This is a genomic window from Methanolinea sp. (assembly GCA_016699325.1).
Lineage (GTDB): Archaea > Halobacteriota > Methanomicrobia > Methanomicrobiales > Methanospirillaceae > UBA9949.
Genome location: CP064971.1, coordinates 695,719 through 708,458, shown reverse-complemented (window position 1 = coordinate 708,458; position 12,740 = coordinate 695,719). Strand labels below are relative to the sequence as shown.

The 12,740-nt window shown below is 57.7% G+C and carries 18 protein-coding genes, 2 tRNA genes and 1 other RNA gene; 10 read left to right on the top strand and 11 right to left on the bottom strand.

The genetic code is table 11. From position 1 onward, the window contains the following. Nucleotides 1–28: 28 nt before the first annotated feature. Nucleotides 29–643 (top strand): translation initiation factor IF-2 subunit beta, encoded by a 615-nt coding sequence (locus tag IPI71_03740; protein QQR71623.1) that lies wholly within the window; start codon nt 29–31, stop codon nt 641–643. Between the two features lie 22 nt (nt 644–665). On the opposite strand, the gene IPI71_03735 is transcribed toward IPI71_03740, so the two are convergent. The 5 genes from IPI71_03735 to IPI71_03715 form a co-directional block, all read right to left on the bottom strand. Further along, nucleotides 666–935 carry a DNA-directed RNA polymerase subunit L gene (locus IPI71_03735; protein ID QQR71622.1) on the bottom strand — a complete coding sequence of 90 codons (270 nt, stop codon included), beginning with the start codon at nt 933–935 and terminating at the stop codon, nt 666–668. Between the two features lie 78 nt (nt 936–1,013). After that, entirely contained in the window at nt 1,014–1,739 is a 726-nt protein-coding gene (locus IPI71_03730; protein QQR71621.1) for an MBL fold metallo-hydrolase, read from the bottom strand. A 1-nt stretch (nt 1,740) separates the two neighbouring features. Then, nucleotides 1,741–3,015: an ATP-binding protein gene (locus tag IPI71_03725; protein ID QQR71620.1), complete on the bottom strand. Its 1,275-nt coding sequence runs from the start codon at nt 3,013–3,015 to the stop codon at nt 1,741–1,743. A 44-nt stretch (nt 3,016–3,059) separates the two neighbouring features. Further along, a complete protein-coding gene (locus IPI71_03720) occupies nt 3,060–3,950 on the bottom strand; it encodes a type II methionyl aminopeptidase (GenBank protein QQR71619.1) in 891 nt (296 codons plus the stop codon). Continuing rightward, entirely contained in the window at nt 3,947–5,074 is a 1,128-nt protein-coding gene (locus tag IPI71_03715) for an aminopeptidase P family protein (protein QQR71618.1), read from the bottom strand. Before IPI71_03715 ends, IPI71_03720 begins: the two co-directional genes overlap by 4 nt. Before the next feature lie 60 nt (nt 5,075–5,134). Here IPI71_03715 and IPI71_03710 point away from each other — a divergent pair, with 60 nt between their 5' ends. From IPI71_03710 to IPI71_03680, 7 genes are all read left to right on the top strand, one after another. Then, nucleotides 5,135–5,362, top strand: a complete 228-nt coding sequence (locus IPI71_03710; protein ID QQR71617.1) for a hypothetical protein — start codon at nt 5,135–5,137, stop codon at nt 5,360–5,362. Nucleotides 5,363–5,402: 40 nt separating this feature from the next. Continuing rightward, nucleotides 5,403–5,687: a hypothetical protein gene (locus IPI71_03705; GenBank protein ID QQR71616.1), complete on the top strand. Its 285-nt coding sequence runs from the start codon at nt 5,403–5,405 to the stop codon at nt 5,685–5,687. A gap of 100 nt (nt 5,688–5,787) precedes the next feature. Further along, nucleotides 5,788–5,860: transfer RNA gene (locus IPI71_03700), tRNA-Asn, on the top strand. A 10-nt stretch (nt 5,861–5,870) separates the two neighbouring features. Then, nucleotides 5,871–5,945 (top strand) — tRNA-Ile (locus IPI71_03695). A 57-nt stretch (nt 5,946–6,002) separates the two neighbouring features. Beyond that, nucleotides 6,003–7,031, top strand: a complete 1,029-nt coding sequence (locus IPI71_03690; GenBank protein ID QQR71615.1) for a hypothetical protein — start codon at nt 6,003–6,005, stop codon at nt 7,029–7,031. 14 nt (nt 7,032–7,045) lie between these two features. Beyond that, an RNA gene (gene ffs, locus IPI71_03685) (signal recognition particle sRNA) lies at nt 7,046–7,358 on the top strand. Nucleotides 7,359–7,371: 13 nt separating this feature from the next. After that, nucleotides 7,372–8,328, top strand: a complete 957-nt coding sequence (locus tag IPI71_03680) for a malate dehydrogenase (GenBank protein QQR71614.1) — start codon at nt 7,372–7,374, stop codon at nt 8,326–8,328. Nucleotides 8,329–8,340: 12 nt separating this feature from the next. Here IPI71_03680 and IPI71_03675 read toward each other — a convergent pair whose 3' ends face one another. The 3 genes from IPI71_03675 to IPI71_03665 are packed head-to-tail and all read right to left on the bottom strand — an operon-like array spanning nt 8,341 to nt 9,397. After that, on the bottom strand, nt 8,341–8,598 hold the full coding sequence (locus tag IPI71_03675; protein ID QQR71613.1) for an elongation factor 1-beta: 258 nt from the start codon (nt 8,596–8,598) through the stop codon (nt 8,341–8,343). Nucleotides 8,599–8,601: 3 nt separating this feature from the next. Further along, a complete protein-coding gene (locus IPI71_03670; protein ID QQR71612.1) occupies nt 8,602–8,763 on the bottom strand; it encodes a DUF1610 domain-containing protein in 162 nt (53 codons plus the stop codon). A 49-nt stretch (nt 8,764–8,812) separates the two neighbouring features. Beyond that, complete coding sequence (locus IPI71_03665) at nt 8,813–9,397, bottom strand: uridylate kinase (protein ID QQR71611.1); 585 nt, start codon at nt 9,395–9,397, stop codon at nt 8,813–8,815. 56 nt (nt 9,398–9,453) lie between these two features. Between IPI71_03665 and IPI71_03660 the strand changes: the two genes are divergently transcribed. Beyond that, nucleotides 9,454–11,124, top strand: a complete 1,671-nt coding sequence (locus IPI71_03660; GenBank protein QQR71610.1) for a phospholipase — start codon at nt 9,454–9,456, stop codon at nt 11,122–11,124. Between the two features lie 8 nt (nt 11,125–11,132). On the opposite strand, the gene IPI71_03655 is transcribed toward IPI71_03660, so the two are convergent. Next, entirely contained in the window at nt 11,133–11,441 is a 309-nt protein-coding gene (locus tag IPI71_03655; GenBank protein QQR71609.1) for a helix-turn-helix domain-containing protein, read from the bottom strand. Continuing rightward, entirely contained in the window at nt 11,438–11,668 is a 231-nt protein-coding gene (locus IPI71_03650) for a winged helix-turn-helix transcriptional regulator (protein QQR71608.1), read from the bottom strand. The genes IPI71_03655 and IPI71_03650 overlap by 4 nt, the downstream gene beginning before the upstream one ends. A 70-nt stretch (nt 11,669–11,738) precedes the next feature. Here IPI71_03650 and IPI71_03645 point away from each other — a divergent pair, with 70 nt between their 5' ends. Then, entirely contained in the window at nt 11,739–12,107 is a 369-nt protein-coding gene (locus IPI71_03645) for a hypothetical protein (protein QQR71607.1), read from the top strand. Here IPI71_03645 and IPI71_03640 read toward each other — a convergent pair. After that, nucleotides 12,088–12,672: a HEAT repeat domain-containing protein gene (locus IPI71_03640; GenBank protein QQR71606.1), complete on the bottom strand. Its 585-nt coding sequence runs from the start codon at nt 12,670–12,672 to the stop codon at nt 12,088–12,090. The genes IPI71_03645 and IPI71_03640 overlap by 20 nt on opposite strands. Nucleotides 12,673–12,740: the final 68 nt, after the last annotated feature.

Here is a 12,740-nt window from a genome sequence, read left to right as displayed (position 1 = left end):
ATTTACCCTGACGGGGAGAATGATGTGTATGGTTGATCCGTATGAGGCACTGCTGAAGAAAGCCTACGCGAATGTTACCGTTCAAAGCGAGTCGACAGAACGGTTCACGGTCCCGGAAGCAAAGGTCTACATCGAGGGGAAGACAACAGTTCTTGAAAATTTTGCAGAGATTGCTGATATCGTGAGGAGAGATCAGGATCACCTGATGAAATTTCTCCTGGGAGAACTCGGAACGGCCGGCAAGATCGATGGCAACCGTGCAATTTTCAACGGGAAGTTTGAACAATCACTCATCAACGGGCTCATCAGGAGTTACGTTGACGACTACGTCATCTGCTCGGAATGCGGGAAACCAGACACGCGGCTGGTCAAAGATGACCGCATCCTCCTCCTCCGCTGTGACGCCTGCGGCGGTCACCGGCCGGTCCGGAAACGGAGGGCGCGAACGGAACCGGCAGGAAGCGAGCTGCAGGAAGGGCAGGAACTGGATGTCGAGATCCAGTCGGTCAGCAAGCGCGGGGACGGGGTTGTCAGGATGGGGCGCTATATCATGTACGTTCCCCGGAGCAAGCCCGGCCAGAAGGTGAAAATACGGATTACGCGGATATCGGGCTCAATCGTCTTCACAGAACAGGTAAATTAACTTCTTTTTTTTTTAAACCGGGTCAGTCTGCAGGGATCTGTTCCAGGAGCTCAGCGCAGGAGTTCTTGAGGCGTCCGCAGGCGTCCCGTACAACATCGAGCGGGTTGCGTTTCCCCCTGGTTGTGACCAGCAGTTCAGGGTCAGAGAATTGGAATTTGATCAAATATCGTGCCACATCAACGTCAGGGTCTTTCAGGATCTCTTCGGTCAGGACATTCAAGAAGGTATGGCCTTCTCCCTGGATGACAAGGCGTGCGATATTCTCTTCGAGCTCCAGTATCTTGATATTCATCCCACCTATAAATGGATGGTGAATCGGTATATAAGTATGCGTGGATGAACAGGGAAAGACCCGGGACATCTGTCAAAATCAGTCGGGAAAAGAGAAGGTTTCCCCGTCCCTGCCGGTATGCGTGAGATCCCATGGTAACAGGTGGCTCATGTGCACGCACCTGAAGTCGCCTGCCTCCAGTTCTGCAGCAAGAGCACACGCTTCTCCATAGTTCATGTGCTGCCGGACCCGGATGGGTGATGGGGCCAGGGCATCGATGAAAAGGAGGTCTGTCCCGGCGAACAGGGAGCGACTTTCAGCAGAGAGATCCCGGTTGGTATCGGAAGTAAACCCGATAGTGGCAGCAGAAGAGGAAAGGAGGATGCCATAGGTCTCAGCCGGCGGGTGGCACACGGGGACGAGAGTGAATTCGAGCCCGAACAGGCGAAACGGGCAGAACGGCTCCCGGGGGTGGGTGGAAAAGGGCAGGAATGAAAACACATTCTGGCAATAATCTACTACTCCCGGTGCTCCATAGGCGTCCGGGATGTCCTGGACGCGGTAGAACTCCCCGAATCCCATGAAGTGGTCGTAGTGGCCATGGGTCCAGATGACGGCATCGATATGCGGAGATCCTGCCCCGAGCAGCTGCATCCTGAGATCGGGAGACGTGTCTATCAGGATGTGCTTCCCGCTGGTCTCGATGAGAAAGGAGGTGCGAAGCCGCTGGAGTCCATGCTGGATGGCATAGGTGCACTGCGGGCACGAGCACCCGATTTTTGGTGTCCCTATGGCATCACCGGTGCCGAGCAGGGTAATTTTCATCCTATAACCAGTTCTGAGAGCGCACCGTCCCGCGGGTCCCGATGAGGTGTATCCCCTCCTCGAAATCCAGGTCGGTGATGAAGACCCGGCGCTCCATCAGGGCTGAGAGGAGCGCTTCCTTGACCATGATACGGAGATCGGCACCGGAGAACCCCTCGGTTGCCGCCGCGAGCGCTTCGAAATCGCACCGGCAGTCGATACTTGTGGTGACGCTCTTCAGGATCTTGATGCGCATCGCTGTGTCAGGAAGCCCGAACTCCACGATCTCGTCGAACCGTCGCCACGCAGCCTCATCGAGAAGCTGCGGGTGGTTAGTCGCCCCTATCAGGAGCACACCGTCTTTGACCAGGCTGATTCGGTCGATATTCTTTAAAAGCGAGTTCACGGCACGCTTCATCGCCCCATGGTCATCGGCAACCCTGCTCTTGGCGACAAAATCGAATTCATCGATAAAAAGAATGCAGGGAGCGAATTTCCGGGCAAAATCAAAGATACGATCGATATTTTTCGAGGTCTCTCCGAGGTACTGGGAAGTCACCATCGAGAGCCGCACTTCGATGAGCGGAAGGTGCATCTCCCGGGAAAGGGCAAGCGCAAGCGAGGTCTTCCCTGTACCCGGAGGCCCCACGAACAAGAGCTTCCCGACCTCGTGGATACGGTGCCGGGCGAGCAGGTCGCGGTGTTCGCGGGCGGTCCGGATCTTACCGATAATCCGTATCTGCTCATCGGTACAGATGAAATCCTCGAACTTCTGCTCGATCTCTTCGGGCGAGCTGACGATGACCAGCTCGAGGGCATGCTTCAACTCGTCGTCTGCAGCAAGAATTTTTGCGATCTTCCTGGCGCTGTAGGCCCTGGTGTCCTCGTAGGGGAGGTTCCTGGCCCGGACATCCTGGTAGGAGACCGGTGCCATGTCCGAGTCCTGGAAATAGAAGGCAAGCGCCGGGTTGTTCAGGACCAGGGAAGTGCCGCCTTTCCGAATGAACCATCCGGCAGCAGCCTCTAGGCTCGGTACCCTGATCCGCTGGCCGAATTCATCGCAGGTGATGACCGGGACTGAAGAGAGTTTCGCGCACGCGTCAGAGATCCCAAGGCTCCGTTTGATCATGCCCTCAGACAATGTGAGCGGACGCTTGAACTCCAGGCCATCATTGACACCGTACAGTTCTCGGCATTCAGGGGTCAGGTCGTTGATATCGAGGTCAGAGTGCCGGTTGAATATCTCAGCAGTGAGCGCCAGCTCGAGGAGTTTCAGGGTTTCGTCCTCTGCAGACATCTCTGTAACCTATAGTATTACTCTCCGGTTTCCATAAGGGTATCTCAGGCCGTTGTCACGATACAGCCGTTGGCAGTGACGATAAGGGTGTGTTCGTGCTGGGAGACGACGCACCCTGGGACGTCGGCAAGAACCGGGTAAGCACGGACAAGGCCATGAGTAAGGAGGGAGGAGAGCGCAATATCCTGTCGTTCTCCAGGTATCCAGCGGCGGGCAAAAGGCATGCCCCGCCTTTCCCTGATCACGCCGAGGATCCTGCGGGCGGCAGGAAGCCGGACCGGTTTGGTGCTGATCTGCTGGAAGATCTCAACACGCTGTTTCTCGGTCACGCGGCCCGAACCGGTGCTTGCAAACGGCTCAATAGCAAAGACCATCCCTTCTTCGAGGGTCACCCCGTCCTGGAACGAAAGGTTTGGAATCGTGGGAGGGGTATGGATCTGGTACCTGGCAAGGCCGTGCCCGGTCAGGTTTGCCACGGGTCGAAACCCCCTGCCCTCGATCTCCTGCTGGATTGCACTGCTGATCTGACCGATGGTCGCTCCCGGTCTTACCATGGTTATTGCTGCATCGAGAGCACGGGATGATGCCTCGATCAGGAGCGGATGGTCGCCCAGGTCGACCGTTACCGCAGTATCAGCGATATATCCGTCAAGGTGAACACCGAGGTCGAGCTTGACGACATCATCCACAGCAAGAAGCCGCTCATCCCTCACCGATGCCGTATCATGGGCAGCATCCTCGTTGAGGGAAAAGTTTAAGGGAAATGCGAGCCCGGCCCCGGAGTCAATGACCATCTGTTCGACCGTCTCTACGATCTCGAGAATGGCAGCCCCGGGGTGGATGAGCCCGGCTCCGGCATTCCGGATCCGGGAAGCAATCCTGCCTGCTTCCAGGTAAGAATCGAACGCATCATCAGAAAGGGCCGGGGTCGTCATAGCACGAGCTCCCGGGGAAAGCGGGTGAGGCACCTGAACCCGCTCCGGGTGACCACACCGATGTTCTCGATCCGCACCCCTCCGGTGCCGGGATAGTACAGTCCCGGCTCGTTGGTGACCACATTCCCGGCATGCAGCCTCTCTCCCCCGGGCCCGAGAGAGGGAAGCTCGTGAACCTCCAGGCCGACACCGTGGCCGAGGTTATGGGTGAACCCCTTCAGCCCGGTGGTATAGCCCCGCTCATCGAACAGGTCGACAACCGCCTGGTGCACCACGCTCCCTTCGATCCCCGCCCGGATCGCGGCCGCAGCACGATCCTGGGCGTCACGGACGGCGCCGTACATGTCCACGATCTCAGATGACGGCTCTCCGCGGGACACTGTCCTGGTCATGTCAGAATAGTACCCGCTCTCCTCACTCCTGGGAAAGATATCGATGACAATCGGTTCGTGTTCCTGGAGCGGGCCGCTTCCTTTCAGGTGGGGGGTTGCCGTATCTTCTCCACAGGAGACGATGGTCTCCCGGGCCGTGCACCCCCTGCTCATCAGCAACCCGTGTATGGCTGACCGGACACGCTCCGAGGTGAGAGGTCTTCTCTCCAGGTACAGAAGTCCGCCGCGGGGTTTTGCATGCCGGATCAAGTCGATGGCATGATCCATCGCCGCTTCCGTCGCACGCTGCACCTTCCCGATGTGGGCGATCTCGCCGCGGCTCTTCACGGCACGGATCTTTTCCACCGTCCCGGGATCAGGATAGACCGGGAAGCGTTCTGCAATCGCCATGCCGAGGGCGTACGGGAACGTGGGGGGGACGAGGACAGGACCGTTCACATAATCGGTTATCATCCGTGCCAGTGCACGCCAGCGATCCTTCTCTTCTTCGAGGATCCGCAGGTAGCCGGCATCTGCCCGGCTCATGGCCGGAACCACGGCCTCGCGGAGAGCACGCCCGTACTCCATCTGTGACACGATGAGGACTCCTTCGTTCCCTCGTTTCCTGATGTACACCACGGGATCCGTGGTGAGGAACCGGGTGAGGTATCGCAGGTCGGCATTCTCGGAAGATCCGATCAGGACATACGCATCCGCACCACGTTCCGCCATTGTGGCATCGAGGGCGTCCATACCATTCTTTTTTAGCAGCACGACCACAAGTAGTTTTATGATGGAAGTTACCTATGAATGATGGACCCGGCAACGAAAGAAAAGTTCAAATGGAAGTTTTACTGCCTCACCGTCCTGCTCAATATCATCATCCTCCTCGTTGCCATCGGAGTGATCGCGTTTTTCAAAGCACCTTCGGGTTACCGGATACCGGCCTTTGTAATCCTCATCCTCTCTGCAGGGGTTCTCAGTATCTATTTCTGGAGGACGTATCGGGAGACGAAAGCGTGGCTGCAAGAGCAGGCGTAAACCCGGCTGTGCGCGTGATCCGGCTGGAGGAGCGGGTGTGATGATCGAAAAAGTCAGGAGCGAGATCGAACTGATGCAACGGCACATCGAAGTACTCCGCACCGTAGTTGCCCACCAGCCGATTGGCATCATGAAGCTCTCCGAGCTTCTCGATCAACCGTTTCACCGGATCCGGTACTCGCTCCGCGTCCTGGAACAGATGGGATATATCAGGGCCTCCTCTTCCGGTGCTGTGGCGACAGGACAGGCACAGGAGCTCCTCGCAAACCTCAATGCCGAGCTGGAAGCGATGGAACAGCTCCTGGAGTCCATGAAGCAGACCTGACAGTGACCGGAGAACTATCCCGGGCTGGTTGGCAGGCCGGCCGGGATATAACGCTACTTTTAAACATAATCAGAAAGAATGGATAAAGGCACATCCGTGTGCCGCCATAACTCAGTTGGTAGAGTGGCTGGCTGTTAACCAGCATGTCACAGGTTCGAGTCCTGTTGGCGGCGCTTCACCGGCGGGCCCGTAGCTTAGTCCGGTTAGAGCGCCCGGCTCATAACCGGGCGGTCATGCGTTCGAATCGCATCGGGCCCATTGCCTCATTCCTGCTTTTCAAAAACTATGTATTCCTCCAGCACAACGGGGATACTTATGAAGTGTCCTGTATGTGGGGAGGATTGTGTGAGCCAGGCCCGCGAGCTGCTCGATCGCGTTCCTTCGGCCTTCTCCCCATGCCCGGACTGCCTTACCCGGACCCTCGACAAGGGTATCCCTCCACCCCCTGATAGTTATCGCGAACCCTGCCGGTGCGGTAAACGCTTTATCGACGAAGTCTATGCGCATATCTATGCTATCCTGGTAAGCGAAGGGGCGTTTTCCGGCACCGAGCCGCTGAGAATGGTAGGCACCCCCCTCGTGCATCCGGGGTTTCCCATGCAATCTCCGCCGTATTTGCCTGCAAGGTCCCTTGTCCTCCTCTCCCGCCTGGCAGAAAAAAAGACAGCATCCCGGGTACTCGGGGAAGTCCCCGAAGTCCGGGCGGTGATCAAGTTTGAGGATTTCGTCCCGGGGGTTGTCGATCCCGACCTCTCTGCTCCCCCGCGTACCTATGAACTTCTTGCCGGATGCGACATCCGGGCCAATATTTTTCCCTCACGGGCAGGTCCTGTCGTGCTTTACCAGCAGCAGTCAAAAACGCACATCGAGTTCCCCCACATGAGGAACCCAAAGATCGAAGCCGTTGAGCGCGAAATCGCCCGCACGCATCAGGAATGGTTTGTCGATGCGTTCTGCGGCATCGGAAAACTGGGGTTGGTTGGCGGGAGACTGGGAATCGCCCACGTGGTGATGAACGATGCCTGGTATGCGGCAGCCTTCTTTGCTGCCTATAATACCCTGGTCAACAAGGAATTTTTCAGGGTTGACGAAGTCAGGATCCTGGCCGATTATGCAAAGATGGCGGAAACGCCGGTCGTCAGTGAACCAAGGCTGATCGCGCAGACCGAAGGAGAACAGGACATCCGGGTTTACCAGGGGGATTACCGTGCGCTCCATGCCGTCCTTCCCACGACCCCGGTGCTTGCTGCGCTCGATATATTCGAAAAAGATGACCCCGTCAGGTCCGCGGAGGCACTCCGGATCTGGCGGAAGCAGGTGAACGGCGAGGCATTTATCCCCTGACCTTGAGATAATATATGGGGACTAGCCCGGGTGGTTCGGCGTCACCTGTAACCTGAAACCGCCGGTATGCGGGGGGCGAAGTTCGAGGAAGGCCGAAGCGGGCTGCGGGAGGCTGGAGTTTCTCTTCGTTGAAACCTCGTCCTGTGAGGTCGGTGGACAGGGATCAAAGCCCCGGAGGGGGCGGCGACCTGCTGCTGCGGGGAACGGTTCAGGCCCGGAAGGGAGCAGACTTACCGTGGACATCCGGCGCCCACAGGGTCGCGGGGCGGAGGAGGGAGGCTTTCTGCGAACGCAGTTACATTCGGTCGACCAAGAACATGTCCCCACGATGTGATTTTGTATGGCAAAGGTCACGATTATCGGGGCGACCGGAAACGTCGGCACATTTGCCGCCCATACCATATCTGAAATTCCCCATGTCAACGAGTTACTCCTGTTCGGCCGGAAAGGCCGCGAAGGTCTCCTCTGCGGGATCGTCCAGGACATGAAGGATTCATTTGCAGCCTGCGGCAATTCCATGGAGATCCACTGGACAACGGAACCCCCGGACATCCAGGGTTCGGACATCGTGGTCTGCACTGCGGGTACCGGCCGCCGTCCCGGCCAGGACCGGCTCGATCTGGCTCTCGGAAATGCCCGTGTCGTCGCGTCCGTGTCGCGCGATGTCGGCACCTATGCCGATGATACCATCATCCTGATGGTCACCAATCCCGTAGATATCATGACGTCTGTTGCCCTGAAATACTCGGGGCTCGATCCAAACCGTGTGTTCGGTCTTGGCACCCACCTCGATTCCATGAGGCTGAAGTCGCTCATCGCATCGCTGTTCAATGTCCATGTCAGCGAAGTCCACACCAGGATTATCGGAGAGCATGGCGACAGCATGGTCCCGCTGTGGTCTGCAACCACCATCGGGGGCATCCAGATCAGCAACCTCCCGGCGTTCTCACGCCTCCCGTTCACAGAGATGGTCGAGGCCGTCAAGGGCAGCGGAGAAAGCATCATCAGGGACAAAGGTGCGACCATCTTCGGCCCCGGTGAAGCCATCGCCACGCTGGTCAGGACAGTGCTTGGCAACGAGAACCGTATCCTCACGGTATCCGCATATGTCATGAGCGAGGTTCACGATATCGGAAACGTCTGCATTGGCGTCCCGGCCCGCATCAACCGGAACGGTGTCTTTCCCGTACCTATCAGGATTGACGAGCAGGAGGTGGTCCAGTTCAGGGCTTCTGTAGAGAAGATCCGGGGGATAACGACCGAACTGATGGCCATCCTCCAGAAAGAAAACGTATAGTATCCTGTTGTATCAGGTCAGGGTCAGTTCGACGATCTCCGCACGCTCGACGCCCTCAAGATCGTTGAGGCGGGCTTCAACAGCATCGCTCTCTCCTCCGGCGTCGCTGACCACCACCGCAATTTTCAGCGCTTTGAGCCCAAACCCGATCGGCTCTTCCCTGATATCGTGCAGGCCTCCGATGGCGGACGTTATACGCGATTTCAGATCTTCGAGGTCTATTTCGGGAGATTCGGGCATGATCCGGATGATGAGAACCACATCTCCCATGAGTCAGGGCCCCCTGAACCCGCATTTCGGGCACACATAGTGGATACTCTGTTCCCTGCACCGGACACATCGCATGATCTCGAACCCGCATTTCGGGCACCCGAATTCTGTAGCCCCTTCGAGCGCGAGGGGGACATTGCATGATGTACACTTGCGGATCGTCACTTTTTTTGACTCCCGTCTGTCGGTCCTTATATTATCTCGTTTGGGGGATTTAAAAGCCGATGGTCGTGCCGGTCACCGGGTGCCCCTGCAGCCACGACTCCAGTCTGTCCGGGACCCTGCCGTTGAGGATCACCACACGGACTTTCTTCGATATGACAAAGGGGATGAATGACGGATCAACAACCTCCGTCTCAACCGGCTGCGAGAGCCTGTTGATGAGCACACCGCCGGACCGGATCCCGTCAACGGACTTTAACACCACGAGGTCGAGCGAGAGCGAGGCTGCCACCCAGGCGGCAATGGTATCAGAGGTCACCTCCCAGGTATGGGGGAGCGGATCCGCGTTCCTGAGCGGAAGGTAGGGGAGAAGAACCTCGAGGGTTTCCGGGACGTGCAGGTCTGCAACAGGCGGGATGCCATGCGCAGCGATGAGCCAGCCGAACTGCTCCATGGCGCAGATCGCCATCCAGTGTGCAGCATCGTCATCCACCGGACATTCCCTGATGAGGCGTGCGAATACCCCGCCGCCTGGAACGATCAGGGCAGGCTGCCGGCAGGATCGAAGGGTTCCCAGGACCGGTGCGACATGGTCTGCAAGGCTCCCCCCTATCTTGACCACCACCGGATCCTTCATCCCATTGAGATCTCATTTCGCGGGATTAATAACCTGGGCCTCCGAACCGGAGTGATATGCGCAGGCTCTGTTTTTTCCTGATCCTGTTGCTGGTTGGGCCGGTTTCCGGAATAGCAATCGTAGAATTCTGCCCGGATCCGTTCCTGTCCGGTGATCCCGACGAGTACGTGGTGCTTGAAGGTACGGGGAGCCTTGATGGGATCGTTGTCTCGGATGGTGAGGGGGGGTTCCGGTTCCCGGCAGGATCCGACATATCGGGACGGCTGGTCGTTGCCCGGAACAGTGCCGCATATCTGGAGACTCATGGGATGTATCCGGATTTTGAAGTGTATGACTACAGTCCGATTGTTCCAGACGTGGTCAGGAGTGGTACCTTCCAGCTCTCGAACAGCGGGGACCAACTGATGCTCTATGAGAATAGCCGCCTGGTCCAGGAGGTCGTATGGCCGCGTGATGTTACAGCCCGGCAAGGGCAGGTTCATTTTTACGAGGGGGGCTCCTGGGACCCAAGGGTGCTGATGCTCGGGCAGTCGCGGTTCACTCCGGCGGTCTTTACCGAGGTTGACGGTGTCGCGTTTACTGCACCGGACTGCTCGCTCGAGATATTCGAGGATGCTGTTGAAGCCGCTGAGGTGAGCATTCTCGTCAATGTCTACGAGTTTACCTCGCCCCGCATGGCGCGAGATCTCATCGATGCGCGGGCACGGGGGGTGGAAGTCCGGGTTCTCCTTGAAGGAGGGCCGGTAGGGGGCATCAGCGATGAAGAGCAGGAAGTTATCAGACTCCTTCGCGAAGGAGGGGTACCGGTCTCGATCATGATATCGAATGAACAGGTCCATGCTCCCTACCGGTTTGATCATGCCAAGTTCATGGTAATAGACACGGATATTGTGGTCGTCACGAGCGAGAATTTCAAGGAGAATGGCTTTCCTGAACCGGGCACGTCGGGAAACCGGGGATGGGGGGTTGCACTCGAAGATCCCCGTGTAGCCGGCTATTTCCGTGACGTGTTCTCATATGACATTAACGGCAGATGGGCGGTACCTGCCACGGGAGAACCGGGCTCTTGCGAGTCATGGGCCAGGCCTTCATACGGCGTGGAATTTCTCCCTATCAGGTTCTCCAATGCGACGGTAATCCCGGTCATTGCTCCTGATACGAGCCGGCTTGTAGAGGATCTCATTGACCAGGCTTCAGAAAGCATCGATATTGAACAGGCATACATAACCAACCAGAGCGACGGCTCCTTGAATCCCTTCCTTGCCCGTGCCGTGGAGGCCGCAAGAAATGGGGTCCGGGTGCGGGTCCTCCTCGATTCATACTACTACAACACCGATGGAGACGAGGATAATGATGAGCTGGTTGCCGTCCTGAACGCACTTGCACGAAGAGAGGGTATTCCCCTCGAAGCCCGCTGTGCGGACCTTGCTGGAAACAACATCGAGAAGATCCACAACAAGGGTGTGATTGTCGACCGGAGGAAGGTCCTGGTCAGCAGCATCAACTGGAATACCAACTCGCCGACCTTCAACCGGGAAGCCGGGGTGATTGTCGACCATCCCGATGTCGGCGAGTACTATTCACGGGTTTTTGAAGATGACTGGGAAGCGGGGGGAGCAGGCCGAAGGGCAGGGCCTGACCTGCAGAAGGTAGGGATTGCCACGGTCACTGTCGGTCTCCTGGTACTGGTATGGGCCTGGAGGAGGAGAACGGTATGGCGTCGCTAAAAGATAAGTCAGTCTCTTTTCAGGGTCAGGCGGCAGATGTCACACACGGTGATCCCTGCATCCAATCCGGCAACCGAGTGCGCCCATTTGTCGATCAGCGTGCTGAGTTCGCCGGAAAGTTCGATCCTCGACTCGCCTCTCTTCCCGCTCAGGTATTGGGAAATTGCAGCCCTGCTCACCCCGAGCCGTTTTGCCGCGTCACTCTGGCTGATACCCTCGCGTTGAACGAGGCGGAGGACCATTTCCGCACGCATGGCAGGGAGATACTTCCGGACCATGATGTCACAGACCCGGATGTCGCACCCTGCATCCTTCATGCGGGCACCTGCTGGGGTTCCCGGTTCTGGTAAATGATCTGCCGGGCATCCCTGAAATTGAATTTTTCAATGATCAGCTTGTTTTCCTTGAGCTTTTTCAATGCGTACCTGACGGTCCGCGGTGCCAGGTTACTGCGGCTGACAATCTCCTTGTGGGTCATTGCACCGCCTTCATCGAGCAGCTGCAGGACGGTCCTTGACGAGGGGGGGAGGTTCACGTCATGCATGGTAATTTGTTAACAGCGTTAACATATCAATCTGTCGATTTTATACGCTTTCAGGGAAATGCAAACAGGTATGCTACTGCGCCAGGAGCGGATCGCGTTTGGACTTCTCTGCGTGGTGGCCCTGGCCATCCTGGGGGCTACCGTGGTGCTTGGTGGAATCGACCGGGCGTCCCTGGCGCGGGATTTCAACAACGATGTCCCTGATGGGATCCTGGCCCGTGCCGAGGGAGTGATCGATGACCTGCAACCGACACGGACCGGAGGACACCTCATGGTCCGGGTGGAAAATATCCGGGTCTTCATTCCTGCACCGGTCGCAAAGGACGTTGAGCTTGCTCGAGGAGACCGGGTCTGCATAACAGGAACGGTCCGGACATACCAGGGGGAAAAAGAGATCGTCGTGCAGTCACGAGAGGATATCATGGTTCGGGAACGCTAGGGGGACCGGGTGCATCCCCCTGCATCTCATCGCTGTTTTCTGACCCGGATATCAGGCGTAGTGCCAGTTTGGCAGCCTGGCGGACTTTTTCGTCGGGATCGGATCGCGCTACTGTCAGCGCACCGATCGCCCGCTCGTCACCGATTGCGCCCAACGCCCATGCAGCATGCTTCCTGACCGGGGCTCTCTTATCATGGAGGGCATCGATCAGGGGCCCGACCGCTTTTTTGTCCCGGATCTTCCCCAGACCGATTGCCGCGCCGATCCTGAGCCATTTCTCATCGGATTTCAGCGCCCTGATGAGCGGCTCAACCGCCCTGCTGTCACCAAGCGAACCCAGAGACTTGGCCGCAAGCCATGAGACTTCGACGAAGGGATCGTCGAGTGCCTCGATGAGCGGTTGCACCGCGGTCTGGTCTCCGACAATCCCCAGGGCTTCGGCTGCCCTCCACCGGGTGTCAAGATTTGGACTCTTCAGCCGGTTGATGAATTCCCGGGTCCTCCTCCGGCGGGCTTCGATCTCGACGTATTTCCCATCCAGTCCTGCCAGATCCTCGCCGTCCATACCCACCTCCCGTTATCCCGCGGTTAGGATCGAAGTCTAATAAGGCTTTTGGTATCGCCCGGGAGAGA

Coding starts and splice junctions, on each gene's coding strand:
- IPI71_03740 (QQR71623.1), top strand. CDS start 29: ATGGTTGATCCGTATGAGGCACTGCTGAAGAAAGCCTACGCGAATGTT.
- IPI71_03735 (QQR71622.1), bottom strand. CDS start 935: ATGAATATCAAGATACTGGAGCTCGAAGAGAATATCGCACGCCTTGTC.
- IPI71_03730 (QQR71621.1), bottom strand. CDS start 1,739: ATGAAAATTACCCTGCTCGGCACCGGTGATGCCATAGGGACACCAAAA.
- IPI71_03725 (QQR71620.1), bottom strand. CDS start 3,015: ATGTCTGCAGAGGACGAAACCCTGAAACTCCTCGAGCTGGCGCTCACT.
- IPI71_03720 (QQR71619.1), bottom strand. CDS start 3,950: ATGACGACCCCGGCCCTTTCTGATGATGCGTTCGATTCTTACCTGGAA.
- IPI71_03715 (QQR71618.1), bottom strand. CDS start 5,074: ATGGACGCCCTCGATGCCACAATGGCGGAACGTGGTGCGGATGCGTAT.
- IPI71_03710 (QQR71617.1), top strand. CDS start 5,135: ATGGACCCGGCAACGAAAGAAAAGTTCAAATGGAAGTTTTACTGCCTC.
- IPI71_03705 (QQR71616.1), top strand. CDS start 5,403: ATGATCGAAAAAGTCAGGAGCGAGATCGAACTGATGCAACGGCACATC.
- IPI71_03690 (QQR71615.1), top strand. CDS start 6,003: ATGAAGTGTCCTGTATGTGGGGAGGATTGTGTGAGCCAGGCCCGCGAG.
- IPI71_03680 (QQR71614.1), top strand. CDS start 7,372: ATGGCAAAGGTCACGATTATCGGGGCGACCGGAAACGTCGGCACATTT.
- IPI71_03675 (QQR71613.1), bottom strand. CDS start 8,598: ATGGGAGATGTGGTTCTCATCATCCGGATCATGCCCGAATCTCCCGAA.
- IPI71_03665 (QQR71611.1), bottom strand. CDS start 9,397: ATGAAGGATCCGGTGGTGGTCAAGATAGGGGGGAGCCTTGCAGACCAT.
- IPI71_03660 (QQR71610.1), top strand. CDS start 9,454: ATGCGCAGGCTCTGTTTTTTCCTGATCCTGTTGCTGGTTGGGCCGGTT.
- IPI71_03655 (QQR71609.1), bottom strand. CDS start 11,441: ATGAAGGATGCAGGGTGCGACATCCGGGTCTGTGACATCATGGTCCGG.
- IPI71_03650 (QQR71608.1), bottom strand. CDS start 11,668: ATGCATGACGTGAACCTCCCCCCCTCGTCAAGGACCGTCCTGCAGCTG.
- IPI71_03645 (QQR71607.1), top strand. CDS start 11,739: ATGCTACTGCGCCAGGAGCGGATCGCGTTTGGACTTCTCTGCGTGGTG.
- IPI71_03640 (QQR71606.1), bottom strand. CDS start 12,672: ATGGACGGCGAGGATCTGGCAGGACTGGATGGGAAATACGTCGAGATC.